The following is a 24,882-nucleotide window of genomic DNA, read 5'->3' as shown; positions in this document are numbered from 1 at the left end:
GACCAGCCTAGGGGCGTTCCTTGACGCGAGGTCCACGTTCAGCCGTCTCGATGAGGTAACGAATCAGGTGGAATCGGTCCCATGACGTCGGGCAGTCCGTACCGCTCCCGGAGCACGTCATAGCAGCGCTCGACCTCCCGACGCCCCTCAGCCGCGGACCCGCGCGACAGGGGCGCACCGAAGAGCGCCATGATGCCGCTGCCCTGGAGGTAGACGTGCGCATGACGATCACTGGTCGTCGCCTCGACGACCATGAAGAGCTCGTTCGGACGGTCGTGACCGAGCAGGAACTCCCTGAGGACCTGGCTCTGCTCGATCTCCCGGCAGGCTGCCGCCGCCCCCCGGTGCGCTCGTGCGCGAAGGACCCACCAGCGAGGCTCGTTCATCTGGGCGCTGACCTCCCCTGGGTGGGATTCGCCCTCCGGCGGGGCGAACGAGAGACCCGTCGCCCGCTCGTACGCCACCGCGATGATGCCGATGACCTCCTCAGCACCGTCGTCCTCCGGCCCCAGCCCGACCTCTGCCCGCCCCGCGGCCACTGCACGCGCCACGACGTCAGGTCCACCGGCGATCAGTCGGACGACCGCAAGCTCGCGGGAATCGCCATCTACGACAACACCGACGACCGGGTCCCAGATCTCAACCGAAGAGAGTGACGCCTCGACGCGGCGGAGCTCTTCGACGAAGGCGGTGACCTCCGCTGCGGACATCCGTTGCAACTCGTCGGCGAACGCTCTCTCCGTCTCTGAGAGGTCACCGCCAAGTTTCTCGATCACGCGCCAGAAAATCGGACCCCCACTATTCATGTGCACTTCATCCCATCGTGTCCGGGCGGGCATTCTCCATAGCGCTTTCCGTAGGCGAGGATGCCTGCAGCCTCAACCACCCGCGCGGAGAACCAGCTTGGCGTCACCGCCACCCAGTGGTGGCCGCACGCCGACCCCATCCGGCTCTTGCAGATCCCGAGCTGGACACTCGGGCGACTCTTGAATGGACGAGCACCTGTAATTCCATACTTGTAGGTCGCGAGGCTCTTCTTCACGTAGGTTCGAGACCACGCCCCCTGCGGGCAGGCCCTCGCCCTGGCTCACAGACATCTCACAGACAGGACGATGGATCGGAGACGAGCCACATCCCGCCGGGTCCCTACTGCCTCGGATCGATCACGCCGAGCGCCCACTTCGCCTGCTCAGGCATGAGCGCGACCTCGATCGAGCCCGTCGGCGTGCGTGCGGAGTAGATCTGGGCCTCGGGGTCGATGTCCCACGCCTCCCGAGGTGTTGGCGACCGGAAGGCACGGTCGACGCCCTCGATCACCAGGAGAACGGAGCGGCAGCCCATTGAGCCTGGTCCGATGTCCCATTCCCTCGACGTCCAGGTGGTCCCGATGCCACGGGCTTCGCCCGCGACGACGATGACCGACGCCTGGACCTTTCCCTGTTCTTGGAGAAGCGCGGCGCGCTTCTCCGCTCGCCGCCTCCCCAGTCTGGTCCCGAACAAGTAGCCGACGATCTCACTCATGCTCGCCGCCGCCCTCGCCGTCCAGCATGCTCCGGTACCCGATGAGCTCGATCCCCAGCAGACGGCCGTGCGCGTCGAGGTCCAGGACGACCTCCCCCGACAGCCGCGAGTCGTCCACGACGATCTGCTGCACCGCGTCGCCGTCACCGATGGGCTGCAGCGTGATGTACGCCGCGTCCACCTCGGGGTCGATCTCGATCATCTGTCCTCCTTCACGTCCGGGTCGCGCGGAGCTTCTCACACACCGGCGCCTCGCGTGGACTGCATCTAATCACCACTCCACGGCCTCGTTCTGTGTGTACACGTGGGAAGGGGGTGAATGAAGTGGCCGAATCACGCAAGATCGTCGCCCAGAACATGGTCGAGGCACTGCGACGTGCGGAGTTCCTCAACCTGGACCTCCCCGTCTCCAAGCTCGCAGACTCGCTCACGGGGATCGACGAAGTCGCCGGCTACGTACTGCTGTGGGAGAAGTACGTGCTCGTCGTCGCGGATATCCAGGACGTCGCAGGCAATCCTGTCGTCAAGTGACCGCTCGACCCACGCCTGGGGGCGCACCCACGCCCCCAGGACCTGCCCCCACGGGAGGACGACCGTGTCTTCGACCAACATCGACACCCGGTCCGAGCTGGCGGCCGTCGCCTGGCTCGCCGACCACCGCGAGCACCTCGACCCGGCCCGTGCGAACGACGACACCGTGATGTTCGCCCGCAAAGCCCTGGTCGAGGTCGCCGTGCTGGTCGGTCTGCGCGCACACCTCGACCCCGCTCCCCTCGCACCGGACTACCAGCACCTGCTCGACGTCGTCGCGGATGTCGCTGCGCGCCCGTCCTACCGTGAGCTCGTCCGCCGTGACCGGCGCGCGCTGCTGCTGTACGCGGGCGTGTACGCGGCGCTACGGCTGTGCGGGCGCGAGGACCCGGCGTTCCGCCACGTGCTCGAACAGACGGTCACGGGGCGCTTCGCCACGTCGTTCGAACGCGTGCCCTACCGCCACCTCGACCTGTTGCACACCCTCGATCTCGCAGGTATCGACTGCGCTGCCCCTGGCATCGAGCAGGTTCTGCCGCTCACCCTGGTCGCCAACGACCCCAACGTCTGGGAGCTGTCCACGGGCGACGTCTACGCGATCACGCACGCGGTCTTCTACCTGTCCGACTTCGGCCGCCGCGACGTCGCGTGGCCGCCGTCGACCGACGCCGCGACCGTCGTCGATCTTCTGCACGGGTGCCTCGCGCTCGCCCGGGCGCGCGCGGACGCCGACCTCGTGGGCGAGCTCCTCATGTGCCTGACCTGCCTGCGCGCACCGCTCACGCCCTTCGAGTCCGACGCCCGCGCCTGGTTGCGCTCGTGGCAGGAGCCCGACGGGAGGCTCGAGGGCCCGCCGGGGGTCGTCCCGCAGCGCCTCCGGGACGCCGACCCGGACTGGGGATCGTGGGCGACGGCCTACCATACGACGATCGTCGGCGTCTTCGACGCCCTCCTCCTGCGCGTCACGCCCCGCGCCCCGGCTCCCCCGAGCACCGCCCGCCCGTACCACCGGCCCGACGACGTCGCGCGGCTCAGCGGCACGCTCGCCCGGGCCGCCGTCTGGCTCGAACGGGACGGCAGCCACGACCTTCGCGCGACCGTGTGGGCGGCGCGCGCGTGGGAGCTCGCCGAGCAGCCGGGCCGAGCGGGCGACGTCCTGCGACACGCGCTCGCCTCGCCGGACCTGGGCGCGGCCGTCGTGGCGGCCCCCGCGGAGACCGTGCTGCATGCCGCCGTGCTCGCCGCGCGGCACGACGTGACCGCGCCCGCCGCGCTTAGGGACGTCTGCGACGCCCTGGCCGCGGCGCTGGACCCGGCCGACCCCACCGACACCCGCCTCGGCTCCGCGCGTGCCCACCTCGCCGACCTGCGCGGCGAAGCCAGACCGCCAGGAACGCCCGCCCCTCTCGACCTTCCGCCACACCCAGGACCCGCGCCCGAGCCCGACGGTGAACCCGGCGACAACTCGGACACCGGCCTGCGCGACCGTGCCCTCGCGCTCGCCGCCGACCTGCTGTCTCGCGGCCCCCGGCCACGTCTCACCCCCGCCGACGCGGCGCAGGCGCTCGACGTTCTGGCCCGAGCGGGGCGCGAGGCGGTCGAGTCCTTTGACGTTGCCCTGTTCGCGGTCGTCCTGCGCGCCCTGCCCCGGCTGCCCCGTGTGCCGCACCGGCTGCTCCGCGACGCGGCGGACCTGCTGGCCGGGCAGCAGGACCTCGACGGCGCGATCGGCGCCCCGCTCATGGACGACCCTGACGAGCGCCTCACGCTCCAGAGGCGGTGGACCCTCGTCGCCACCACCGCGCTCGCCGAGGCCGTGCCCATCCTTGCCCGTTCAGAGCCCACCTCACGCGCCGCACCTGCCTCGTCCCCGGCGTGACGTCGGCCGTGAGGTCGACACTGACCCCGCCGTCCCCGACACCCCACCTCCCCCTCACGCGGTCCGCAGCACCCGCCCCCCCGGGTGCGCGACGCCGTCGGGCACGAGAACGCCCGCGAGACCGGGTGGTCTCGCGGGCGTGTCGACGAGGGCGGCTAGTTCGCCATCTGCACGAACGCCGTGACGGCGTCCGCGACGAGCTGCACCGCGATGGCCGCGAGGAGCAGGCCCGCGATGCGGGTCACGAGGATCGTGCCCGAGTCGCCCAGGACGCGGTGGATGACGTTCGCGAAGCGCATCGCCAGGAACAGCGTGAGGTGCACGGCGACGACGCCGGCGGCGATCGCGACCCAGTCGGCCGCGGACCCGTCGGCGCGCTGGACGAAGACCATGGTCGCGACGATCGCGCCGGGTCCGGCCAGGAGCGGCGTGCCGAGCGGGACCAGGGCGACGTTGACGCCCTTGTTGCCCGAAGGCGTCGGCTCCTCCATCTTGCCCGTCAGCAGCTCCATCGCGACCAGCAGGAGCAGGAGGCCGCCGGACGCCTTGAGCGCCGGGAGCGAGATGCCCATGTAGTTGAGGATCTGCTGGCCGAAGACCGCGAACGACACGATCACGCCGAACGCGACGAGGATCGCCGTCCGGGCGGCCTGGTTGCGTTGCTTGGCGCCCATGGCGCTGGTCAGTCCCAGGAAGATGGGGACCGTCCCGGGAGGGTCCATGATCACGAACAGCGTGATGAACACCTCGGTGAAGAGGCGCAGGTCCATGATGTCGTTCACGACACCACCGCCCGCGCCGTCATCGGATCACGTCCAACGTGCCTAGCTCCTCGATCGTCTCCAGCACTCGTGGTGCTGTCGTGTTCTCGCCGAGCCGGTTCGGTTTGCCGGCCCCGTGGTAGTCGCTCGAACCCGTCACGAGGAGGCCCAGGGTGTGGGCGATGTCCTCGAGGCGGGCAACCTGCCGTTCGCTGTGGTCGCGGTGGTGCACCTCGAGCCCCAGCAGTCCTGCGTCGGTCATCTGCTCGATGACCACGTCCGGCACCACGCGTCCTCGTCCGTCGGCGCCCGGGTGGGCGAAGACGGGCACGCCGCCCGCCGCGCGCACCGCGCGCACGGCGTCCAGGACGTCGGGTGCGTAGTGCGGCACGTAGTAGCCGGTGCCGGGGTGCAGGATCGTGGCGAATGCCGCCGAGCGGTCGCTGACGTGGCCGGTGGCCACCAGGGCGTCCGCGATGTGCGGCCGCCCGATCGTGGTCCCCTCCTCCGTCTGCGACAGGACATCTTCCCACGTGAGCGGGTAGTCCTCGCCGATCCGCTCGACCATGCGGCGCGCGCGCGAGACGCGGTCCTCGCGCGTGCGCTCGGTCTCGGCCAGCAGGTCGGGGTGGGTGGGGTCGTGCAGGTAGCTGAGGAGGTGCACCGAGACGTGCCCGGCACGGGCCGAGATCTCCGCGCCGCGCACCAGGGCGATGCCGTGACGCTGCGCGGACTCGGCGGCGTCGGCCCAGCCCGCGGTCGTGTCGTGGTCAGTGAGGGCGACGACGTCGAGCCCTGCGGCGGCTGCGTCCGCCACGACACGCGCCGGGGCGTCGGTCCCGTCGGACGCCGTGGAGTGGGTGTGGAGGTCGATGCGCACCGTCTCAGGATAGTGAGGGCGCGCGCCGCGGCCCGGCAGGGCAGGCCCCGCGAGCGCCTACAGCGGCAGCGGCCTGTCCTCGACGACGCTCTTCATGACGAGGGTCGAGCTGAGGCGCATCACGCCGGGCAGGGTCGAGAGCCGCTCGTCGTAGAGCACCTGGAACCCCTGGAGGTCGCTCGCGACGACGCGCAGGAGGAAGTCGGGGTCGCCGAAGAGCCGCTGGGCCTGCACGACGTTCGGGACCTCGACGACCGCGGTCTCGAAGGCCTCGAGCGTGTCCCGGGTCGCGGACTGCATGGTCACGAACAGGAGCGCCTCGAAGGTCAGCCCGACCGAGGCCGCGTCGAGGTGCGCGCGGTAGCCGCTGATGACCCCCGAGCGTTCGAGCGCACGGAGCCGGCGGTGGCAGGGCGAGACGCTGAGGCGGACCCGTTCGGCGAGCTCGGTGAGCGTGAGCCGGCCGTCCTGCTGCAGCTCCGCAAGGATCTGCCGGTCGATGTCGTCCATACGCATGATCTTTCCACCTGGACGCGATTTGGGGCAAGAAGTTGGAAGCACCTTTGCGCAGTTCCGACCTAACGTTTCTCTCGCGCCGGACGTCGGCGCCCACGCCCCGGGAGGAAGCATGTCCGTCGCCACGATCGCCGCGTTCTGGGCGGTGTCCCTGCTGTTCGTCGTGACCCCCGGGGCCGACTGGGCCTACGCGATCACGGCCGGCGTGCGGCACCGGTCCGTCCTGCCCGCGGTGGGCGGGATGCTGGCCGGCCACCTCGCGACGGCGCTCGTGGTCGCGGCAGGGGTCGGTGTCCTGGTGTCCCGATCGCCGGCCGTGCTCACCGTGCTGACCCTGCTGGGCGCGGCGTACATCGGGTGGCTCGGGGTGACGACGCTCGCCCGTCCGGGCGGACCCGTCACGGCGGGCGACGACGTCGCCGGGTCGTGGGTGCGTCAGGCCGCGAAGGGCCTCGGGACGAGCGGGCTCAACCCCAAGGTCCTCCTGCTGTTCCTGGCGCTGCTGCCGCAGTTCACCGACCCGGCGGGCCGCTGGCCGGTCGGCGCGCAGATCGCCGTGCTGGGGGCGGTGCACATGGTCGGCTGCGCGGTGGTCTACCTCCTCGTGGCGTTCGGGGCGCGCCACGTCCTGCGTTCCCGGCCGGGCGCGTCGCGGGTCGTCACGCGTTTCTCGGGCACCGCGATGATCCTGATCGGCGCCGCGCTGGTCCTCGGGCAGGTGGTCGCATGACCCGACGGCGCCGCCGCCCTCGCGCGTGGCCCCTCGCCCGGGTGAGCGACCGGGCGAGGGCGGGCACGACGGGTCAGAGGCCGGTCATCCTCTGCATGGCCTCGTTGTAGCGGGCCCCGGCGACGCCGAGGCGGGTCGCGGCCTCCCCGAGGGAGGTGAGGTCGGCCGCGGTGAGGTCGAGCGTGGTCGCGCCGAGGTTCTCCTCGACGCGGGAGAGCCTGCGGGTGCCCGGGATCGGGACGAGGTCCGGCCGCTGGGCGAGCAGCCAGGCGAGGGCGACCTGGGCGGGGGTCGCCCCGTGCGCACGCGCGACCTCGGTGACGAGGTCGACGAGCGCCTGGTTCGCGGCCCGGTTCTCCTCGGTGAAACGCGGGATGAGGGTCCGGACGTCCCCGTCGGTAAACTCGGTCGAGGCGTCCACGGTGCCCGTGAGGAACCCCTTGCCGAGCGGGCTGAAGGGCACGAGCGAGATCCCGAGCTCGTCGAGGGTCGGCAGGATCTCGTGCTCGATCTCCCGGGTCCACAGCGAGTACTCGCTCTGCAGCGCGGTCACGGGATGGACGGCGTGGGCTCGGCGGATGGTGCCCGCGCCCGCCTCGGAGAGCCCGAAGTGCGCCACCTTGCCCTCGGCGACGAGCTCGGCGACCGTGCCCGCGACGTCCTCGACCGGCACCGCCGGGTCCACCCGGTGCTGGTAGAACAGGTCGATCCGGTCGGTGCGCAGGCGCTGGAGCGACGCGTCGGCGACGCGGCGGATCTGCTCGGGGCGGCTGTCGACCCCGACCGACCTCCCGTCGCGGACGTCGAAGCCGAACTTGGTCGCGAGGACCACCTGGTCGCGCAGCGGTTCGAGCGCCTCGCCCACGAGCTCCTCGTTGACGTACGGGCCGTACACCTCCGCGGTGTCGAAGAACGTGACACCGCGCTCGACCGCCCCGCGCAGCACCGCGATCATCTCGTCGCGGTCGCCAGGGTTGGGTCCGTAGCTCTGGCTCATGCCCATGCATCCCAGCCCGAGGGCCGAGACCTCGAGCCCTCGTCCGAGCGTCCGTGTCTCCATGCAGGCCTCCTGTGGTGTCGTGGCGGGTGGGGGTCGCGACGACGGGCGCCTGGTCGGCCCCGCGTCGTCGACCGCCGCACCGACGACGCTACGTCCGACGCCCCTCCGCAGGCAGGGTCCAGCAATACCTCTCTCGGCGGGGCACCCCTCGGCGACGGACCGTCCCAAGGCCCGCACAGGACGTTCACGTGAGCAGCGCCGGGCTTTCGCAGCGCTCCCAGGTGGCGCTGGCAGCATCCGGAGAGATGCGTAAGAGCCAGCCCGTCCTCCGGGCCACCGCCGTCCCGTCCGCCCCGTCGATCGACCTCCTCCCGAGCCTGGCGCAGGCCTCTGCAGCGGGGACTCCCGCCGCCGTCGTGTTCGTGCACGGGGTGCGCACGTCGAACGCGATCTGGGGTCGTCAGCTCGCCCACGTGCGCGACGCGGGACACCTCGCAGTCGCGGTCGACCTGCCGGGGCACGGCGAGCGCAGCGGCGAGCGGTTCACGCTCGATCGAGCCTTCGCGATCCTGGACGACGCCGTCGCGTCCTTCCCCGACGACGTCCCGGTCGTCGTGGTGGGCATGTCGCTCGGCGGCTACACCTCGCTCGCGTACGCGGCGAGCCACCCCGAGCGGCTGGCCGGGGTCGTGGCCTGCGCGTGCAGCGCCGACCCGCGCGGGAAGCCCGTCGCGCTGTTCCGTGAGGCCGCCGCCCTCGTCGACGCTGCGGGCGCCGCGTCCCGCCGCGCCCTGGGGCGCGTGCAGGACGTGCTGCGGGCCGGGCGCTCGCTGCCCGGCGGCGCCCGCGCCTCGGCACAGCTCACGAGCGCCGGGTCGTTCGCGGACCCGCAGCTCCCCGGCCGGCCCGCGTGGCAGGTCGTGACCGACATGCTGCACGAGCTCGCCGGCCGGTCCTCGCGCGCCGACCTGCGCTCGGCGAAGGTGCCGGTGTGGCTCATCAACGGGCAGCGCGACCACCTGCGCCTCGACGAGAAGCGCTACCTCGACACCGTCCCGGGCACCGCGCTCGTCGTCGTGCCGCGCGCCGGCCACGACGTGAACCTGGACGCCCCCGACGCCTTCAACGCGGCGCTGACCCGAGCGCTCGGCGACCTCACGAGCCGCTGGTCCCCCGCGCGCGAGCAGACGCTCGTCGGCGCGGCCGCCTGACCGGCGACCACCCGCTCGCCGCAGCCGACACCCGCGCCGCCGTCGGGCCGCACGCCCCTTCCCCGACACCGATGGGAGACTGGTACCCATGAGCAACGACACCACCCCTGTCAGCGCGCCGGCCGCGGAGTCCGAGCAGGAGATCGCCGCCCGGAACGACAACCGGTCGCACCGGCCCGACTCCGAGGCCTTCAAGGCGTTCATCACGAGCGGCTGGGCGCCGCGCGCGAGCAGCGACGTCGAGGCCGGCGTCGCCGCTCCGTACACCGCGGCCCGCCGCGCCGAGCTGTCCGCGGGCTTCCCCGGCGCTCGCCTCGTGATCCCCGCCGGACCGCTCAAGGTCCGCTCGAACGACACGGACTACCGGTTCCGCCCGCACTCGGCGTTCGCGCACCTCACGGGCTTCGGGACGGACCAGGAGCCCGACGCGGTCCTGGTCCTGCACCCCGTCGAGCCCGGCACGGGCGACGACGGCTCGAACCACCACGCCGTCCTGTACGTGCGCCCCCTCGCGGCGCGCGACACCCAGGAGTTCTACGCCGACTCGCGCTACGGCGAGTTCTGGGTCGGCGCCCGCCCGAGCCTCGACGACGTCACCACCGTGACCGGCATCGAGGCCGCGCACATCGACGAGCTGCGCGACGCGCTCGCCAAGGACGTCGGCGAGCACGTCGTCCTGCTGGTCGTCACCGGGGCCGACGAGAACATCGAGGCTCTGGTCGAGGCCATCCGCCTCGAGAACGGCCAGACCGACGACGCCGCCGCGGACGCCACGCTCGTCGAGGCCGCCTCGGAGCTGCGCCTCGTCAAGGACGCGCTCGAGATCGAGCACATGCGCGAGGCCGTCGACGCGACGATCGAGGGCTTCGCGGAGGTCGTGCGCAACCTGCCCCGCGCGACCGAGCACCGCCGCGGCGAGCGCGTCATCGAGACGACGTTCGACGCGCACGCGCGCCTCGAGGGCAACACGGTCGGCTACGAGACCATCGCGGCCGCGGGCGAGCACGCCACGACGCTGCACTGGATCCGCAACGACGGCCAGGTCCGCACGGGCGAGCTCGTGCTGCTCGACGCGGGCGTCGAGGTCGACTCGCTCTACACCGCCGACGTCACGCGCACCCTGCCCGTCGACGGCACCTACACCGACGTCCAGCGCCGCATCTACACCGCGGTGCTCGACGCCGCCGACGCGGCCTTCGCCGTCGCCGTCCCGGGGGCGCGCTTCCGCGACATCCACGCCGCCGCGATGGAGGTCATCGCCGAGCGCCTCGCCGAGTGGGGCCTGCTGCCCGCGACCGCCGAGGATTCGCTCGCGCCCGAGGGCCAGTTCCACCGCCGCTGGATGGTGCACGGCACGAGCCACCACCTGGGCCTGGACGTGCACGACTGCGCTCAGGCGCGTCGCGACCTGTACGTCGACGGCGTCCTGGAGCCCGGCATGGTCTTCACGATCGAGCCCGGCCTGTACTTCAAGAGCGACGACCTCACGGTCCCCGAGGAGTACCGCGGGATCGGCGTCCGCATCGAGGACGACGTCCTGATCACGCAGGACGGCAACGAGAACCTCTCGGCCGCGCTCCCCCGCCGCCCCGAGGACGTCGAGGCGTGGATGGCGTCGCTGCGCGACTGACCGAGCCCCTCAGCACCACGAAGGCGGCGACCCCGAGGACACCATCTCGGGGCGCCGCCTTCGTCGTGCCCGCCCTCGTCGCGCCCGCCCTCGTCGCGCCGGTCCGTCAGACGGCGCGCGCCACGACGAGCAGCTCGCCGGCACCTTCACCCACGGGTTCGCACGCCCACCCGCCGAAGACCTGCTCGACGGCGAACCCCGCCTCCTCGACGCTCCGGCGCACGTCTCCCTCGGGACGGAACCGGAGCGTCGCGGTGCTCCGGAGCTCGTCGCCCTCGGGCATCTCGTAGCCGAGCGTGAAGTCGACGACGCCGTCGCGCTCGCCCGTGATCTCGCACCAGGTCTGGACGACGCGCCCGCCGGACGGCCCACCGCCCGGCCCGTCACCCGGCCCGTCACCCAGGACGACCGGGTCCCGCTCGTCCGGCGTGTGCCACGCCTCCCAGGCGCGGGCGCGGGGGTCCCGGGTGTCGAAGGCCAGGATCCCGCCGGGCACGAGGGCCCTGCGGAGGTCCGCGAGGACGCCCGCCCACTCGTCGTCGGCGACGAAGAACTGGGCGACGTGGCTCGTCATGAGGGCGACGTCGAACGACCCGGTGGGCGCGTCGGCGGACGTCCCGTGGACCCAGGTCACGGCCTCGGCGCCGCGGCGGCGCCGGGCGGCGTCGAGCGACGCACCGGCGGGGTCGATGCCCGTCACGCGGTGTCCCGCGGCGCCCAGGGCCACGGTCAGCCGTCCCGTCCCGCAACCGAGGTCGAGCACGCGCGGGCCGGGGCCCTCGGCCGCGCGGGCGAGGAAGTATTCGTCGTCGGGGCCCCAGGTGTTCTGGGCGTCGTAGACCTCGACGAGGCGGGCCTCACGGAACTCGGCCTGGTGCGTGGCGGTGTGCATGCGGTCACGCTAACCGGCTCCTCGCGGGCGGTCACGAGAATTCCCCTCTTGTATACGGAACACACAGTGCGTATGGTCTACACAGTGTAAGAAGTACACAACAGTCTGCGATGCACACGGAGGTAGCGATGCCCGACCCCATGATCGACGTCCGAGGGCTCACCAGGTCCTACGGATCCCACGCCGTCCTGCAGGGCGTGGACCTGAGCGTCCGCCGCGGCGAGATCTACGCGCTGCTCGGACCCAACGGCGCGGGCAAGACCACCGCCGTCAACATCCTCACGACCCTCGTCCGGCCGGACGCCGGGACGGCGCGCATCGCGGGCCACGACGTCGTCCGGCAGGCCGCGAGGGTCCGCGAGGTCATCGCGCTGACCGGCCAGTACGCGTCGGTCGACGGGTTCCAGACGGGCGAGGAGAACCTGGCGATGATGGCCACGCTCGCGCACCTGCCCCGCGCGGTCGTCGCGGCGCGCACGGCCGAGCTCCTCGACCGCTTCGACCTGACCGACGCCGCCCGGCGGCGCGTCGAGACCTACTCGGGCGGCATGCGCCGCCGTCTCGACCTGGCGATCAGCCTCGTCGCGGACCCTCAGGTCCTGATCCTCGACGAACCGACCACGGGCCTCGACCCGCAGTCGCGCACCGAGCTGTGGGACGTCGTCCGCGAGCTCGCGGCCGACGGCATCACGGTCCTGCTCACGACCCAGTACCTCGAGGAGGCCGACCGCCTCGCCGACACCATCGCGGTCCTCGACGGCGGGCGCATCGTCGCCCGCGGCACCGCGAGCGAGCTCAAGGCGCTCGTCCCCGGTCAGCACGTGCGGGTCGACGTCGAGGACGCACGGGCCCTCGCGGCCGTTCAGGACCTCGGACTCGAGATCTCCGGGATCGACCGGAAGGACCTCGCGGCCATGGTCCCCACGACCGACCCGCTCCGCACGGTCCGCGACGTCCTGTCGCTGGCCGACGAGCGCGGCATCCCCGTGACCGGGGTCAGCGTGGTCAAGCCCTCGCTCGACGACGTCTTCCTCGCCCTCACGGGATCACGCGGCTCCCGGGCCGCGAGCCCGTCCGCGACCCCCGGGCCCCGCGCCCAGCACCTCCCCGCTCCGACCGAGGCAGGCCACCGATGAGCACCACCGCCCCAGAGACCGCACGGGCCACGCGCCCCACCGCCGGCCGCCGCGCGACCGGCACCGCCCGGACCGCCCGGCACTCCCCCGCGACCGCGCTGCGCGACGTCTCGGCCATGACGGGCCGTGAGCTGCGCCGCACGCTGCGCAGCGTCGACGGGCTGGTCACGGCCCTCATGCTGCCCGTCCTCATCATGCTCGTGTTCGTCGTCGTGTTCGGCGGCGCGATCGAGGACGACGGCAGCTACGTCGACTACGTCGTACCGGGCATCCTCGTGCTGTGCCTGGGCTTCGGCTCGGCGACCGCCGCGCTCTCGGTCGCGCAGGACATGACGAGCGGCACGATCAACCGGTTCAAGACCCTGCCGATCTTCGGTCCGTCGGTCCTGTGGGCGCACGTCCTGGCCAGCACGGTCCGCAACCTCGTCTCCGCGACCCTCGTCCTGCTCGTCGCGGTCGCGCTCGGCTTCAGCCCCGGCGCGGACCTGGGCGGCTGGGTGGGCGTCGCCGGCTACCTCGCGCTCATGGTCCTGGCGTTCACCTGGTTGAGCTGCCTCGCGGGCCTGGTCCTGAGCGTGGACGCCGCCGCGAGCTTCAACATGTTCTTCCTGTTCGTGCCGTACCTCTCGAGCGGGTTCGTCCAGGTCGAGACCATGCCGACGTGGCTGCACGGCTTCGCGGCGCACCAGCCGTTCACGCCCATCATCGAGACGTTGCGCGCCCTGCTCTCCGGCACCTCGACCGCAGGTCACCTCGTCCCCGCGATCGCCTGGCTCGTCGGGATGTTCGTGGTCTCGTGCGCGCTGGCCTCGGTGCTGTACCGCCGCCGGACGGCGCACTGAGCGCGGCCCCGAGCACGTGCGCGACGACGCCGCCGCGGGCCGTCCCGGCGCACCATCGACCGGACCCGCGATGATGTACCCATGACGGACACCACCGATCCCGGCCTGCCCCACGCCATCGCCCTGGCGTGGGGCGTGGCCGAGAACCCGCAGCGCGGCCCGCGCCGCGAGCTGAGCATCGAGCGGATCGTCGAGCAGGCCATCGAGATCGCCGACGCCGAAGGGCTCGCGGCGCTCTCGATGAGCAAGCTCGCGACGGCCCTGGGGTACACGACCATGTCGCTGTACCGCTACGTCACGAGCAAGGACGACCTGCTGCTCCTCATGCAGGAGCAGGCGATCGACGTCGACCTCCCCTCGGGCGCCCGCGCCGAGGTCGACGCGGTCATGGAGGGACGGATCCCCGACGGCGACGAGCCGGCGTGGCGACGCGGGCTGCGCGAGTTCGCGCTCGCGACGCTCGCGGTCTACGAGGCCCACCCGTGGTTCCTCGACGTCGCGGTCCAGGGCGTGCCGCTCACGCCCAACAACCTGCGCTTCGTGGACCTGGGCCTGCGGGCGATGCACGACACGTCGCTCACCGACGCCGACAAGCTCGCGATGATCATGCTCGTCACGAGCTACTCGCAGAGCGCGGCCCGGATCCAGCGCGAGCTGCGTGGCGCCCGGCAGACGCCCGGGGGGCGCGACGTGAGCGGCGCCGCGTACGCCGAGGTGTTCTCCGAGCTCGTGACGCCCGAGCGCTTCCCGTACCTGCACCCCGTCGTGGCGTCGGGCGCGTACCTGAGCGAGGACGACGGCGTCGACGACGTCGTTTTCGGCCTCGAGCGCGTGCTCGACGGGATCGGGGTCTACGTCGACCGCTCGCCCGCCGAGCGCGCCAGCTCGCCCCTCCCCTCGCCCGAGGAGCGCGCCGCGGCCGAGGCCTACGCGCGCGACCCCCAGGTCAAGGAGGCGTCCAAGGCCCGTCGCGAGGCGGAGAAGGCGGTCCGGGAGGCCGAGAAGCGCCTCAAGGAGGCACGCAAGCGCGAGCGCGACGCAGCGAGGGCCGCCGCCGAGCGGGCGGCGCGCTGACCTAGCGCGTGCCCGACGACGTCTCGTCGGTCGCGCCGTCGGCCGTGGCCTGGGCGTCGGTCACCGGGGCCGTCTGCCCCTCGACCGGTGCCCCGTCGGCCGGGGCAGGAGGCGGCGCGACGTCGCTGCGCATCGCACCGTAGCGGGGGGCGCCCGACGGCGTGGTCCACCGCGGGTCGGGAGTCCGGACCGGGGGTGCGGGCTGGGCAGGGGCGCCGGTCGGCGGGACCGGGCTCACGGCCGGAGCGGGCGCCTGCGGCTGCTGCGCTCCCCACGGCTGGCTCGGCTGGCCCGGCTGGCCCGGCTGACCCTGCTGCCCCGCCTGCTGACCAGGCGCCTGGCCCGGCTGACCCCACTGGCCCGGCTGCGCGGGCTGACCGGGCTGACCCGAGACCGGCGGGACCTGACGCGCGATGGCCGCGGCGCCGTCGGGCATCTGGGACAGGAGGCGACGCGCGTCTCCCGCCCGCTCCGCGAGGCACAGCAGCGAGTACGACGACGCGACGATCTGGCTCGACGACGTGAAGTCGCGCTTGCCGCCCGTGAGCGAGTACGAGAGGACCGAGAAGAGCAGCCCGAAGCCTGCACCCAGACCGATCGCCGCGAGCATCAGGCCGCCACCGCTGTTGAACATGTACAGCAGCAGGCCCACGAACAGACCGAACCAAGCACCGGACGCGAGGCCCGCGAGCGCCACCCGACCGTACGTGAGGCGGCCCATGACCCGCTCGACCATGCGCAGGTCGGTGCCGACGATGGTCACGTACTCGACGGCGAACTTGTTGTCGGAGAGGTAGTCGACGGCCTTCTGCGCCTCGAGGTAGGTCGCGTAGGACGCGACCTGCTCCCCGCTCGGCGGCGTCGGGACCTTGGGCGCGGAATTGGGACGAGTCATGCTCATCTGCCCAGTGTCCCGTACATGGCGGTGAGAGGCGAGGGGGTTCGCTCAGGGGGGAGCGCCAGGAGGCAGGGGGCCCACGTCGACGTGGAGGGTCCGGCTCCTCCCCCTCGAGGACGTCCCCCTGCCTCGCGGCCGGGCGGTCCTTGTCAGACCGCGTCGAGCACGGCCAGCAGGCGCACGACCTCGTCCCGCATCGCGTCCCGGCCCGCCCCCAGGTACTTACGGGGGTCGACCACGGCCGGGTGCTCGTCGAGGTAGGCCCGCAGCGCCTGCGTGAGCGTGTTGTTGAGGTGCGTCGAGATGTTGATCTTCGTCATGCCCTCCTTGACCGCGCGCGTCAGGTCGTGGTCGGCGACCCCCGACGAGCCGTGCAGCACCAGCGGGACGGGCACGGCGGCACGCAGCTCGGCGATCCGCTCGAAGTCGAGCGACGCCGTCCGGTCCGTCATGGCGTGCGACGAGCCGACCGCGACCGCGAGCGCGTCGACCCCGGTCGCCGCGACGAACGCGACGGCCTCCGCGGGGTCGGTGCGCACCCCCGGCGCGTGCACGCCGTCCTTGCCCCCGACCTTGCCGAGCTCGGCCTCCACGAAGACCCCGCGGGCGTGCGCCTCGCGCACGACGTCGGCCGTGGCCTCGACGTTCTGCTCGTAGTCGAGGGCGGACCCGTCGTACATGACCGAGGTGAACCCCAGCCGGACGGCCTCGCTCACGAGAGCACGGTCCTCGGCGTGGTCCAGGTGGACGACGACCGGGGCGCTCGACGCCCGCGCGACGGCGAGCGTCGCGAGCGCGATCGGCTCCAGTCCGCCGTGGTAGCGGGCGGCGTTCTGGCTGATCTGCAGGACGACGCCCGTGCCCGCGCGGGCCGCCGCGGCCACGAAGGCCTCGGCGTGCTCGACCTGGATCACGTTGAAGGCTCCGACCCCGCGGCTCTCGGCGCGGGCCCGGTCGACGAGCTGGTGGGCGGTGACGAGCGGCATTCAGTCCTCCGTGGTTCTGGTGTCGATCAGGTTCTCGGCGAGGACGCGCGCGCCGAGGCGGCGCACGTCCTGCGGGTCGACCTCGCCCGCGACCGGCTGCAGCACCGCCGCGGCCGACGTGGCGACGGTCAGGGCCAGTCGCTCGGCCCAGGGTCGCCCGACGCTCACGGCGAGCGCCGCCATGGCCGCGTCGCCCGCACCCGTCGGGTTGCCCTGCACGGGCACGTCGAGCCGCGCACGCGCGACCGGGGCCGTGGAGCCCGGCGCGAACGCCGTGAGACCCTTCTCCCCGTCGGTCACGACGACGTCGCGCGCCCCGGTGCCCTGCAGCGCGGCCACGCCCTCGGCGAGGCCGGGGACCCCGGTCGCCTCGGCGAGCTCGGCGCGGTTGGGCTTGAGGAGGTCGGCGCCGGCGCGGGCGGCCCACAGCAGCCCGGGACCGGAGACGTCGACATGGACCGGGCAGCCGGCCTCGCGCAGCGACCGCACCAGGTCGGTGAACCGGTCCTGCGTCGTTCCCGCAGGCAGCGAGCCGGAGATCGTCACGACCGTCCCCTCCCCCGCGAGCCCGACCGCGGTGCGCACGAGCAGCGCCCACTCCTGCGCGGTGAGCGGCGCCCCGGGTTCGTTGAGGACCGTGGGGTGGCCGCCGTCGTCGGGCCCTGCGTGCCGCGGGACCACCGCGACCGCCTGCCGCAGCGCCCCAGCGACGGGCACGAGCGCGGCGGGCTGCCCCGCGGCCTCGAGGTCCGCCGCGAACGCCGGCCCGAGGAGGCCGCCCACGGGGGCGACCGCGACCGAGTCGCCGCCCAGCGCCCGCACGACGCGGGCGACGTTGACGCCCTTGCCGCCCGCACGGGCCGCGACCGAACGGACGCGCAGCGCCTCGCCCGGGTCCAGTCGGTCGACGCCGTAGGTCACGTCCCAGGCCGGGTTCGGCGTGAGGCACAGGACCCGGACCCGCTGCTCGCCCGTCACATCGGCTCCAGCTCGCTCGTGGCCACGGCGTCCCACGCGAGGACGGCCGCCCCGTACGTACCGGCGGCCGCGCCCAGCACGGCCGGGACGAGACGAGGTGCCGGGTGGAACGTCAGGTAGGACCGCACCGCGGCGTCGAGGGGGACCATGAGGTCGTCCCCCGCGCGCACGAGCCCGCCGCCGACCACGACGACCGGGAGCGCCAGGACGCGGACCATCGCGGCGACGAGCTCGCCGAGCCGGTCGACCGCGCGGTCCCACACCTCCCGAGCCACGAGGTCACCGGCCTTCGCACGGGCCAGGACCTCGGCCGAGCCGGGCACCTCGAGCACAGCCGCACCCGTGAGGTGCCGGTAGCTGCGCGCCATGCCCGCGGCCGACGCGTAGGTCTCGGCGCACCCGCTGCCGCCGCACGGGCACGGCTCTCCGCCGCGTACCCCGCCGTGCCCCACCTCGCCCGCGAACCCGCGCCCCGCGTACACCTCGCCGCGCAGCACGATCGCCGCGGCGATGCCCGTCCCGACCGACACGTACGCGTGGTCGGGCTCGCCGCGGCCCGCGCCGAGGCGGGCCTCCGCGAGGCCGCCCGCACGGACGTCGTGGCCGAACCCCACGGGCAGTCCCGTCGCGTCCGCGACGACCTGCCGCAGCGGCAGGTCGACCCAGCCGAGGTTCTCGGCGTTCCGCACGACGCCGGCGTCCTCGTCGACGACGCCGGGCACGGCGAGGCCCACGCCCCGCAGCCGGTGGTCCGCCGGGACCTCGGCGCGCAGGGCCTCGATCTCGGCCAGGACCGCGGCGACCGAGGCCTCGGGGCCCTCCGCTGCGCGCGTGGGTGCCACGCGCTCGACGAGGATCTCGTCGGGGGCGTCCGGGTGCTCACCGCGTACGACCAGCGCGGACTTGATGTCGGTCCCGCCGACGTCGAGCGCGATCACCGCCGGACGGAGCCCCGCCCGGGCCGCCCCGCCGTGCGACGACGGCGACGAGGACGAGGGCCGGGACGGCGGCACGGGCTCCGAGACGGCGGGGAAGGCGACCTGCGCTTCCCCGGACCTCATGATGCGACGTCCTCCAGGATGATCGAGCGCGTCAGGTGGCGCGGGGCGTCGGGGTCGAGGCCCTTGCGCTCGGCGTTCGCGACCGCGAGGAGCTGGCAGCGCACGAGCGTGATCTGCGCGTCCTCGTCGAAACGGACCACCAGGGCGCCGGTGCGGGAGACGTCCTCGACGAGGCCCGGGACCTCGGCGCCGAGCAGGAGCACCGCGCTCGTCTCGTCGGAGATGCTGATCGGGCCGTGGCGGTAGTCCATGGCCGGGTACGACTCGGCCCAGGCGAGCGAGGCCTCGCGCATCTTGAGCCCCGCCTCGTTCGCGAGCCCGACGGCCATGCCGCGGCCCAGGAACGTGAACTGCGTGCGGGCCAGGATCTCCTCGGGGACCTGCCACCCGACGACGTCCTCGGCCGCCGCCGCGAGCGCGTCGACGTCGTCGCCGAGGCCCGCGCGCAGGAGCGAGAGCGCGGCCGTCGCGAACCGCGTCTGGACGACCGACCGCTCGTCGGCGAAGGGCATCACGACCACGTCGTCCGCGGCCTGCGCGCCGGGCGACGTCGGGTCGCCCACGATCGCCAGGGTGCGCTGCCTGCCGCCGAGCACGTCGAGGAGGTGCAGGATCTCCGTCGTGGTCCCGGAGCGCGTGATCGCCACGACCCGGTCGTAGTCGCGGCCCACCGGGTACTCGCTGCCCGCGAACGCGTCGGTGACGCCCTGGCCCAGCTCCTCGCGGCGGGCCGCGTAGGCCTGCGCGACGAACCAGGAGGTGCCGCAGCCGACGATCGCGACGCGCTCGCCCGGCTGCGGGAGGACCCCGGCGCTCTCGGCCGCGAGGCGCGCGGCCTCGCGCCAGACCTGGGGCTGGCTCGCGATCTCGACGCTGACGTGGGAGGTGCTCATGGTGTCAAACCCTTCTGGTGGGGCCACCGGGTGCGCGGACCGCGCGCGCCCGGCGTCCGTCATGGTGCGGACGTCGTGGACGGGACGGTGGGAGGTGCCGTGGGGACGACGACGACCTCGATCCCTGCGTCCCGCAGGGGGGCGAGCTGCTCCTCGGTCGCGCCCGCGTCCGTGACGAGGGTGGTGACGGCGGAGAGGTCGCAGATCTGAGCGAACGAGCGCACCCCGAGCTTGTCGGAGGTCCCGACGGCGACCACGGCACGCGAGTGCTCGAGGAGGGCGGTCGTGACCCCGGCCTCGTCAGGGTCGGCGCACGTGAGCCCGGCGTGCTCGTCGATGCCGACCATCCCGACGACGAGCACGTCGAGCCACAGGCTCCGGGCCATCGTCACGGCGAGAGGTCCGGTGAGCTCGTAGGACTGTGCCCGCGCGGTGCCGCCCAGGCACACGGTCCGCACCTGGGGGCGCAGGACGAGGTCGGTCGCGATGTTGAGCGCGCTCGTGACGACGGTGTACACGTGCTCGCCGTGCCGGGCCGCCTGCTCGGACGCCTGGTCGGAGATCTCGCCGAGCGCCTTCGCCACGAGGGTCGTGGTGCGTCCACCGTTGAAGCCGACGACGGGCTGGCCGGTGTGGCGTTCGGCGACGAGCCGTGCGGCGGCCTCGGCCACGAGCTGGCGGGCGTCGACCTGCTGGCCGTAGCGACCCGGCAGCCCGTAGGCGACGGACGCCGCGACGACGCCGCCGTGGGTGCGGTGCGCGAGGCGCCGGTCGGCCATCTGGTCGAAGTCGCGGCGCACCGTCGACTCGGAGATGCCGAACTGCTCGGACACCTCGGTCACGGAGAGCCGCCGGCGGTCGGCGAGCAGCGCGAGCATGCGCTCCCACCGGACGGACTTGCTGAGCCCTCCCGGGGCGTCACCGACGGTCGGGTCGTCGTGGCGTGCCATGCGTCTCTCCCTGCCTCGGGGCTGCGGCCTCTGCACTGCGGGCCGGACCACCTCGTGAACCGTCTGACTGTTTCTGATTGATTCACGTCTGTTATTGCCAGATTCAAGCAGACTCCGTCGAGTTCGTCCAGCACACCACTGCCGTCCCCGCCGTTCGGTCCAGGGTCCGCGCCCCCTGTCCTCCCGGACCCCGGACCGTCGGGGCGCCACCGCACCGCGCGGTGCGTAGTCTTGCGACGTGAGTGCAACTACCCGCGTCTTCGTCGCGCGCCTGGCCGGTACGGCGGTGTTCGACCCCCTCGGTGACCAGGTCGGACGCGTGCGTGACGTCGTCGTCCTCCTCCGCCCCAAGGGGGCTCCCCGCGCGGTGGGCCTCGTGGTCGAGGTACCCGGACGGCGACGCGTCTTCCTGCCCCTGACCCGCGTCACGAGCATCGACGCCGGGCAGGTCATCAGCACCGGTCTCGTGAACATGCGCCGCTTCGAGCAGCGCGCCATGGAGACCCTCGCGGTGAGCGAGCTGCTCGACCGGACCGTGCAGTTCGTCGACGGCTCGGGCTCCGCGACGGTCGAGGACCTCTCGATCGAGAAGCAGCGCACGGGCGACTGGCTCGTCAACCAGCTCTTCGTCCGGCGGCAGACGACACCGAACGCCCTGGGCATCCGACGGCGTGGCGACGCGTTCGTCGTCGAGATCGGCGCGGTCACGGGCCTCGCCGGGACGCCCGAGACCCAGGGCGCCGCCCGCCTGCTCGCGGCCTACGACGACCTCAAGCCGGCCGACCTCGCCGACGTCCTGCACGACCTCGGCGACACGCGCCGCCTCGAGGTCGCCACGGCCCTCGACAACGAACGCCTCGCCGACGTCCTCGAGGAGCTCCCCGAGGACGACCAGGTCGCGATCCTCTCGGGCCTCGACACCGACCGCGCGGCCGACGTCCTGGAGGCCATGCAGCCCGACGACGCCGCCGACCTCCTGCACGAGCTCCCCCAGGAGCAGGCCGCCGAGCTCCTCGAGCTCATGGAGCCCGAGGAGGCGCGCGACGTGCGCCGGCTCCTCGCGTACGACGAGGACACCGCAGGCGGCCTCATGACGACCGAGCCCGTGGTCCTCGGCCCCGAGACCACGATCGCCACGGCCCTCGCGCAGATCCGCCGGCAGGACCTGCCGCCCGCGCTCGCGGCGCTCGTGTTCGTCGTCCGTCCGCCGCTCGAGACGCCCACCGGGCGCTTCCTGGGCGTCGTGCACTTCCAGAAGCTCCTGCGCGAGCCCCCGCACGTGTCGGTCGGGTCGGTGCTCGACTCCGACATCGAGTGGGTGCGCCCCGACGCGCCGCTCGGGCGCGTCACGCGACTGCTCGCGGCGTACGACCTGCTGGCGCTGCCCGTGCTCGACGACGAGAAGCGCCTGCTGGGCGCCATCAGCGTCGACGACGTGCTCGACCACATGCTGCCCGACGACTGGCGCGAGACCGACGACGACGCGGACGAGACGAGTCTCGGCACGCAGACCCCCGCGTCCTCCGCCTTCCCGATCCGCCGAGGAGGCCGCCGTGGCTGAGCGCCTCGACACCCCCAAGGCCGCGCGCCGCACCCTCCTGCCGCGCGTCCGCGTCGAGCAGGACGCGTTCGGCAAGATCTCCGAGGGCATCGCCCGGTTCATGGGCACCCCGCGGTTCCTGCTCTACATGACCGTGTTCTGCCTCCTGTGGCTCGGCTTCAACACGTGGGGGCCCGAGTCGTTGCGCTTCGACTCCGCCGCCCTGGGCTTCACGGCCCTGACGCTCATGCTCTCGCTCCAGGCGTCGTACTCGGCCCCGCTCATCCTGCTCGCGCAGAACCGCCAGACGGACCGCGACCGCGTGAGCGCCGAGCAGGACCGCCAGCGCGGCGAGCGCAACCTCGCCGACACCGAGTACCTCGCGCGGGAGATGGCCGCGCTGCGCATCGCGCTCAACGAGGTCGCGACGCGCGACTTCGTGCGCTCCGAGATCCGCAACCTGCTCGAGGAGCTCGACGAGAAGCAGTCGGAGCGTGCGGCCGAGGCCGAGGCCGCCGACGCCGGCCGCTCGGGGGCGGCGGGCTCGTCGTCCGCCCAGGCGCGGCCCGACGCCCCGCTGCCGCGGTCCTCAGGCGGTCGCGGCACGCACCGCGACGGGCGCCGGGCGACCACGGGGCGCCGCGCACCGGACACCTCGCCGGAGCAGTAGGGCCGGGCAGCGACAGGACAAGGCCTGGAGGGGCGGGGCTGTTACCGCATCCCCTCGGTCGCCACGGCCCGCAACCGGTCCACCAGCGCCGGGTCGCCGTGCACCGCCAGCCCCCGCCGGTCCGACCGGCCCCACAGCCACAGGTCCAGCGCCCACGCCGAGCCCGAGACCTGGGCCGTCGTGGAGCCCGGCAGGTCCACGAGCTGCGCCGAGTCGAGGTCGTACGCCGTGCCCGACTCGGGGCCGACCCCCGTGAGCCGCCCGAACGCGAGCTCCCACGACCGCGGCGTCTCGCCCGGCCCGTCGACCGCGACCGAGACCGTGCTCCCGTCGGGCGTGAACGTCCCCCACGCGGGGATGCCGTCCACCAGCACGCGCAGGACCTCGTCGACCCCGTCCGCCGCGACCTGGGGGTCCGCGCCGGTCACGTCGCGACCCGCGGTCTGCTCGGCGTCCACCCGGTGCACCAGGGCCTCGTGGGCCTGACGCCGGACCACCCACCCCACGGTGCGCCCCGCGTCGTGCCAGGACCAGCACGGTTCGGACGGGTCGCGGCCGGTGAGGGCCGCGAGCAGGCGCGCGGTCGCGACCGCGGCGAGGTCGGGCAGCGCCGAGTCGTGCGCCGGGCGCACGAGGGGCGTGACGTCGTCGGCGTCGAGGCCCGCACCCGCCACCGGCCCGACGACGGCGCTCCAGAAGGACTGCACCTCGGCCAGGTGGTAGGTCAGGTCCGCGACGCCCCACTCGGGGCAGGCCGGGACGCTCGCCCCCGGCGGCGCCGCGCGCACCGCGTCGAGGAAGAGAGCCGAGTCGCGCGCGATCGAGGCCAGGGCGTCCATCATCGAACGCTAACCGGCCGCTTAGGATGGGGCCATGGCTGGCGGCTCCGCAACACCCACGACCGACGTTCTCGAGGACCTCGTCCGGACGGCTCTGACCCAGGTGATGGACCCGGAGATCCGGCGCCCCATCACCGACCTGGGGATGGTCCGGTCCGTCGAGGTGACCGGTGGTACCGAGGGCGACGACGGCGCGCGCGTCGTCGTCGGCGTCGACCTGACCGTGGCGGGCTGCCCCATGAAGTCGACCCTCGTCAAGGACGTCACGGCCGCCGCACGGACCGTGCCGGGCGTGGGCGAGGTGAGCGTCGACCTGGGCGTCATGAGCGCCGAGCAGCGCACCTCGCTGCGCACCATGCTGCGCGGCGGCGTCGGAGAGCCCGAGATCCCCTTCGCGAAGCCCGGCTCCCTGACCAAGGTGTACGCGATCGCGTCGGGCAAGGGCGGCGTCGGCAAGTCCTCGGTGACCGCGAACCTCGCGGTCGCGCTGGCCGCGGACGGGCTCAGCGTGGGCGTGGTCGACGCCGACATCTACGGCTTCTCGATCCCCCGGATGCTCGGCGTGGACCGCCAGCCCACCCGCGTCGACAACATGCTCCTGCCGCCCGTCGCGCACGGGGTCAAGGTCGTCTCGATCGGCATGTTCGTGCCGCAGGGGCAGCCCGTGATCTGGCGCGGGCCCATGCTCCACCGGGCGCTCCAGCAGTTCCTCGCGGACGTGTACTGGGGTGACCTGGACGTCCTGCTGCTCGACCTGCCGCCCGGCACGGGCGACATCGCGATCTCGGTCGCGCAGCTCCTGCCGACGAGCGAGATCCTCGTCGTGACGACCCCGCAGGTCGCCGCCGCGGAGGTCGCGGAGCGCGCGGGCTCGATCGCGACGCAGACCCAGCAGGGCGTCGTCGGTGTCGTCGAGAACATGTCGTGGCTCGAGCAGCCCGACGGTTCGCGGCTCGAGCTGTTCGGCGCCGGCGGCGGGGCGAAGGTCGCGGAGAACCTCACGGCCGCGACGGGCGGGCCCGTCGAGCTGCTCGGGCAGGTCCCCCTGGACGTGTCGCTGCGCGAGGCCGGGGACGCGGGCACGCCCGTGACGCTCTCCGACCCCGACTCCCCCGCGGCCGTCGCCCTGCGCGGCGTCGCCCGCAGCCTGGCCGCCCGCAGCCGGGGCCTCGCGGGTCGTCGGCTGGGTCTCTCGCCCGTCTGACCCGGACCGCCCGACCGCCCGAGCGTTCTCGAGGGCCCGTCCCTCGGGGGCGGGCCCTCGTCGCGTCCGGCGACGTGCCCGACGGCGCCCACGACCGTCCGTGTCGCACCTGTCCTCCCTGAACCTGGCACACCTGTCCCGGGTGTAGTGTGCGCTCATCGTTCGTCAGAAGCGCGACCAGTGCCGGTCGCCCGGGGGGGCATCGACAACGCATCACGGCAGGAACCACACCTGATCGTGATCTTCTGCGCAGACATCTC

Annotated in this window: 26 protein-coding genes; 11 read left to right on the top strand and 15 right to left on the bottom strand. The window is 73.4% G+C overall.

The window, feature by feature from the left end; all coding sequences use genetic code 11:
• Window positions 1-38: 38 nt before the first annotated feature.
• The 3 genes from ACFVQ3_RS11220 to ACFVQ3_RS11210 form a co-directional block, all read right to left on the bottom strand.
• Complete coding sequence (locus tag ACFVQ3_RS11220) at window positions 39-776, bottom strand: hypothetical protein (protein WP_387638767.1); 738 nt, start codon at window positions 774-776, stop codon at window positions 39-41.
• Window positions 777-1,146: 370 nt separating this feature from the next.
• A complete protein-coding gene (locus tag ACFVQ3_RS11215; RefSeq protein WP_387638764.1) occupies window positions 1,147-1,521 on the bottom strand; it encodes a hypothetical protein in 375 nt (124 codons plus the stop codon).
• Window positions 1,514-1,723: a DUF2283 domain-containing protein gene (locus ACFVQ3_RS11210; RefSeq protein WP_387638761.1), complete on the bottom strand. Its 210-nt coding sequence runs from the start codon at window positions 1,721-1,723 to the stop codon at window positions 1,514-1,516. Before ACFVQ3_RS11210 ends, ACFVQ3_RS11215 begins: the two co-directional genes overlap by 8 nt.
• Window positions 1,724-1,845: 122 nt before the next feature.
• Here ACFVQ3_RS11210 and ACFVQ3_RS11205 point away from each other — a divergent pair, with 122 nt between their 5' ends.
• Window positions 1,846-2,052 (top strand): hypothetical protein, encoded by a 207-nt coding sequence (locus ACFVQ3_RS11205; RefSeq protein WP_387638758.1) that lies wholly within the window; start codon window positions 1,846-1,848, stop codon window positions 2,050-2,052.
• 64 nt (window positions 2,053-2,116) lie between these two features.
• Window positions 2,117-3,931: a DUF6895 family protein gene (locus ACFVQ3_RS11200; protein ID WP_387638755.1), complete on the top strand. Its 1,815-nt coding sequence runs from the start codon at window positions 2,117-2,119 to the stop codon at window positions 3,929-3,931.
• Between the two features lie 155 nt (window positions 3,932-4,086).
• Here the strand turns inward: ACFVQ3_RS11200 and ACFVQ3_RS11195 are convergent, their stop codons facing one another.
• Genes ACFVQ3_RS11195 through ACFVQ3_RS11185 form a run of 3 tightly spaced genes read right to left on the bottom strand, consistent with a single transcriptional unit; the run spans window position 4,087 to window position 6,082 of the window.
• Window positions 4,087-4,713, bottom strand: coding sequence for a MarC family protein (locus ACFVQ3_RS11195; protein ID WP_191789373.1), 627 nt, complete (start codon window positions 4,711-4,713; stop codon window positions 4,087-4,089).
• 19 nt (window positions 4,714-4,732) lie between these two features.
• Entirely contained in the window at window positions 4,733-5,572 is an 840-nt protein-coding gene (locus ACFVQ3_RS11190) for a PHP domain-containing protein (protein ID WP_387638752.1), read from the bottom strand.
• Between the two features lie 57 nt (window positions 5,573-5,629).
• Window positions 5,630-6,082, bottom strand: coding sequence for an Lrp/AsnC family transcriptional regulator (locus tag ACFVQ3_RS11185; RefSeq protein WP_387638813.1), 453 nt, complete (start codon window positions 6,080-6,082; stop codon window positions 5,630-5,632).
• A gap of 118 nt (window positions 6,083-6,200) precedes the next feature.
• Here ACFVQ3_RS11185 and ACFVQ3_RS11180 point away from each other — a divergent pair, with 118 nt between their 5' ends.
• Window positions 6,201-6,818 carry a LysE family translocator gene (locus ACFVQ3_RS11180; protein ID WP_387638749.1) on the top strand — a complete coding sequence of 206 codons (618 nt, stop codon included), beginning with the start codon at window positions 6,201-6,203 and terminating at the stop codon, window positions 6,816-6,818.
• 73 nt (window positions 6,819-6,891) lie between these two features.
• Here the strand turns inward: ACFVQ3_RS11180 and ACFVQ3_RS11175 are convergent, their stop codons facing one another.
• On the bottom strand, window positions 6,892-7,878 hold the full coding sequence (locus tag ACFVQ3_RS11175; protein WP_387638746.1) for an aldo/keto reductase: 987 nt from the start codon (window positions 7,876-7,878) through the stop codon (window positions 6,892-6,894).
• A 245-nt stretch (window positions 7,879-8,123) separates the two neighbouring features.
• Here ACFVQ3_RS11175 and ACFVQ3_RS11170 point away from each other — a divergent pair, with 245 nt between their 5' ends.
• Complete coding sequence (locus ACFVQ3_RS11170) at window positions 8,124-9,029, top strand: alpha/beta fold hydrolase (protein WP_387638743.1); 906 nt, start codon at window positions 8,124-8,126, stop codon at window positions 9,027-9,029.
• Window positions 9,030-9,117: 88 nt separating this feature from the next.
• Entirely contained in the window at window positions 9,118-10,659 is a 1,542-nt protein-coding gene (locus tag ACFVQ3_RS11165; protein ID WP_387638740.1) for an aminopeptidase P family protein, read from the top strand.
• Window positions 10,660-10,765: 106 nt separating this feature from the next.
• On the opposite strand, the gene ACFVQ3_RS11160 is transcribed toward ACFVQ3_RS11165, so the two are convergent.
• The gene (locus tag ACFVQ3_RS11160; protein ID WP_387638737.1) at window positions 10,766-11,551 is read right to left on the bottom strand and encodes a class I SAM-dependent methyltransferase; all 786 of its coding nucleotides are present in this window, start codon (window positions 11,549-11,551) and stop codon (window positions 10,766-10,768) included.
• A 128-nt stretch (window positions 11,552-11,679) separates the two neighbouring features.
• Here ACFVQ3_RS11160 and ACFVQ3_RS11155 point away from each other — a divergent pair, with 128 nt between their 5' ends.
• From ACFVQ3_RS11155 to ACFVQ3_RS11145, 3 genes are all read left to right on the top strand, one after another.
• Window positions 11,680-12,687: an ATP-binding cassette domain-containing protein gene (locus ACFVQ3_RS11155; protein WP_387638734.1), complete on the top strand. Its 1,008-nt coding sequence runs from the start codon at window positions 11,680-11,682 to the stop codon at window positions 12,685-12,687.
• A complete protein-coding gene (locus ACFVQ3_RS11150; RefSeq protein WP_387638731.1) occupies window positions 12,684-13,529 on the top strand; it encodes an ABC transporter permease in 846 nt (281 codons plus the stop codon). Before ACFVQ3_RS11155 ends, ACFVQ3_RS11150 begins: the two co-directional genes overlap by 4 nt.
• Window positions 13,530-13,610: 81 nt before the next feature.
• The gene (locus ACFVQ3_RS11145; protein ID WP_387638728.1) at window positions 13,611-14,603 is read left to right on the top strand and encodes a TetR/AcrR family transcriptional regulator; all 993 of its coding nucleotides are present in this window, start codon (window positions 13,611-13,613) and stop codon (window positions 14,601-14,603) included.
• A 1-nt stretch (window position 14,604) separates the two neighbouring features.
• Here the strand turns inward: ACFVQ3_RS11145 and ACFVQ3_RS11140 are convergent, their stop codons facing one another.
• From ACFVQ3_RS11140 to ACFVQ3_RS11115, 6 genes are all read right to left on the bottom strand, one after another.
• The gene (locus ACFVQ3_RS11140) at window positions 14,605-15,498 is read right to left on the bottom strand and encodes a general stress protein (protein WP_387638725.1); all 894 of its coding nucleotides are present in this window, start codon (window positions 15,496-15,498) and stop codon (window positions 14,605-14,607) included.
• Between the two features lie 152 nt (window positions 15,499-15,650).
• On the bottom strand, window positions 15,651-16,487 hold the full coding sequence (locus ACFVQ3_RS11135; protein WP_387638722.1) for a ketose-bisphosphate aldolase: 837 nt from the start codon (window positions 16,485-16,487) through the stop codon (window positions 15,651-15,653).
• The gene (locus tag ACFVQ3_RS11130; RefSeq protein WP_387638720.1) at window positions 16,488-17,465 is read right to left on the bottom strand and encodes a 1-phosphofructokinase family hexose kinase; all 978 of its coding nucleotides are present in this window, start codon (window positions 17,463-17,465) and stop codon (window positions 16,488-16,490) included.
• On the bottom strand, window positions 17,462-18,526 hold the full coding sequence (locus ACFVQ3_RS11125) for an ROK family protein (RefSeq protein ID WP_387638717.1): 1,065 nt from the start codon (window positions 18,524-18,526) through the stop codon (window positions 17,462-17,464). Before ACFVQ3_RS11125 ends, ACFVQ3_RS11130 begins: the two co-directional genes overlap by 4 nt.
• Entirely contained in the window at window positions 18,523-19,419 is an 897-nt protein-coding gene (locus ACFVQ3_RS11120; protein WP_387638714.1) for an SIS domain-containing protein, read from the bottom strand. The genes ACFVQ3_RS11125 and ACFVQ3_RS11120 overlap by 4 nt, the downstream gene beginning before the upstream one ends.
• Window positions 19,420-19,478: 59 nt before the next feature.
• Complete coding sequence (locus tag ACFVQ3_RS11115) at window positions 19,479-20,369, bottom strand: DeoR/GlpR family DNA-binding transcription regulator (RefSeq protein WP_387638711.1); 891 nt, start codon at window positions 20,367-20,369, stop codon at window positions 19,479-19,481.
• Between the two features lie 238 nt (window positions 20,370-20,607).
• Here ACFVQ3_RS11115 and ACFVQ3_RS11110 point away from each other — a divergent pair, with 238 nt between their 5' ends.
• On the top strand, window positions 20,608-21,930 hold the full coding sequence (locus tag ACFVQ3_RS11110) for a magnesium transporter MgtE N-terminal domain-containing protein (RefSeq protein ID WP_387638709.1): 1,323 nt from the start codon (window positions 20,608-20,610) through the stop codon (window positions 21,928-21,930).
• The gene (locus ACFVQ3_RS11105) at window positions 21,923-22,579 is read left to right on the top strand and encodes a DUF1003 domain-containing protein (protein ID WP_387638707.1); all 657 of its coding nucleotides are present in this window, start codon (window positions 21,923-21,925) and stop codon (window positions 22,577-22,579) included. The genes ACFVQ3_RS11110 and ACFVQ3_RS11105 overlap by 8 nt, the downstream gene beginning before the upstream one ends.
• 41 nt (window positions 22,580-22,620) lie before the next feature.
• On the opposite strand, the gene ACFVQ3_RS11100 is transcribed toward ACFVQ3_RS11105, so the two are convergent.
• The gene (locus ACFVQ3_RS11100) at window positions 22,621-23,418 is read right to left on the bottom strand and encodes a maleylpyruvate isomerase N-terminal domain-containing protein (protein WP_387638705.1); all 798 of its coding nucleotides are present in this window, start codon (window positions 23,416-23,418) and stop codon (window positions 22,621-22,623) included.
• A 34-nt stretch (window positions 23,419-23,452) separates the two neighbouring features.
• Here ACFVQ3_RS11100 and ACFVQ3_RS11095 point away from each other — a divergent pair, with 34 nt between their 5' ends.
• Window positions 23,453-24,622 carry an Mrp/NBP35 family ATP-binding protein gene (locus ACFVQ3_RS11095; RefSeq protein ID WP_387638703.1) on the top strand — a complete coding sequence of 390 codons (1,170 nt, stop codon included), beginning with the start codon at window positions 23,453-23,455 and terminating at the stop codon, window positions 24,620-24,622.
• Window positions 24,623-24,882 lie beyond the last annotated feature (260 nt).

The organism is Oerskovia sp. NPDC057915 (genome assembly GCF_042887685.1).
Classification (GTDB): Bacteria; Actinomycetota; Actinomycetes; order Actinomycetales; family Cellulomonadaceae; genus Oerskovia.
Note: the sequence above shows the minus strand (reverse complement) of the source record. Positions and strands in the feature narration are given on the sequence as shown.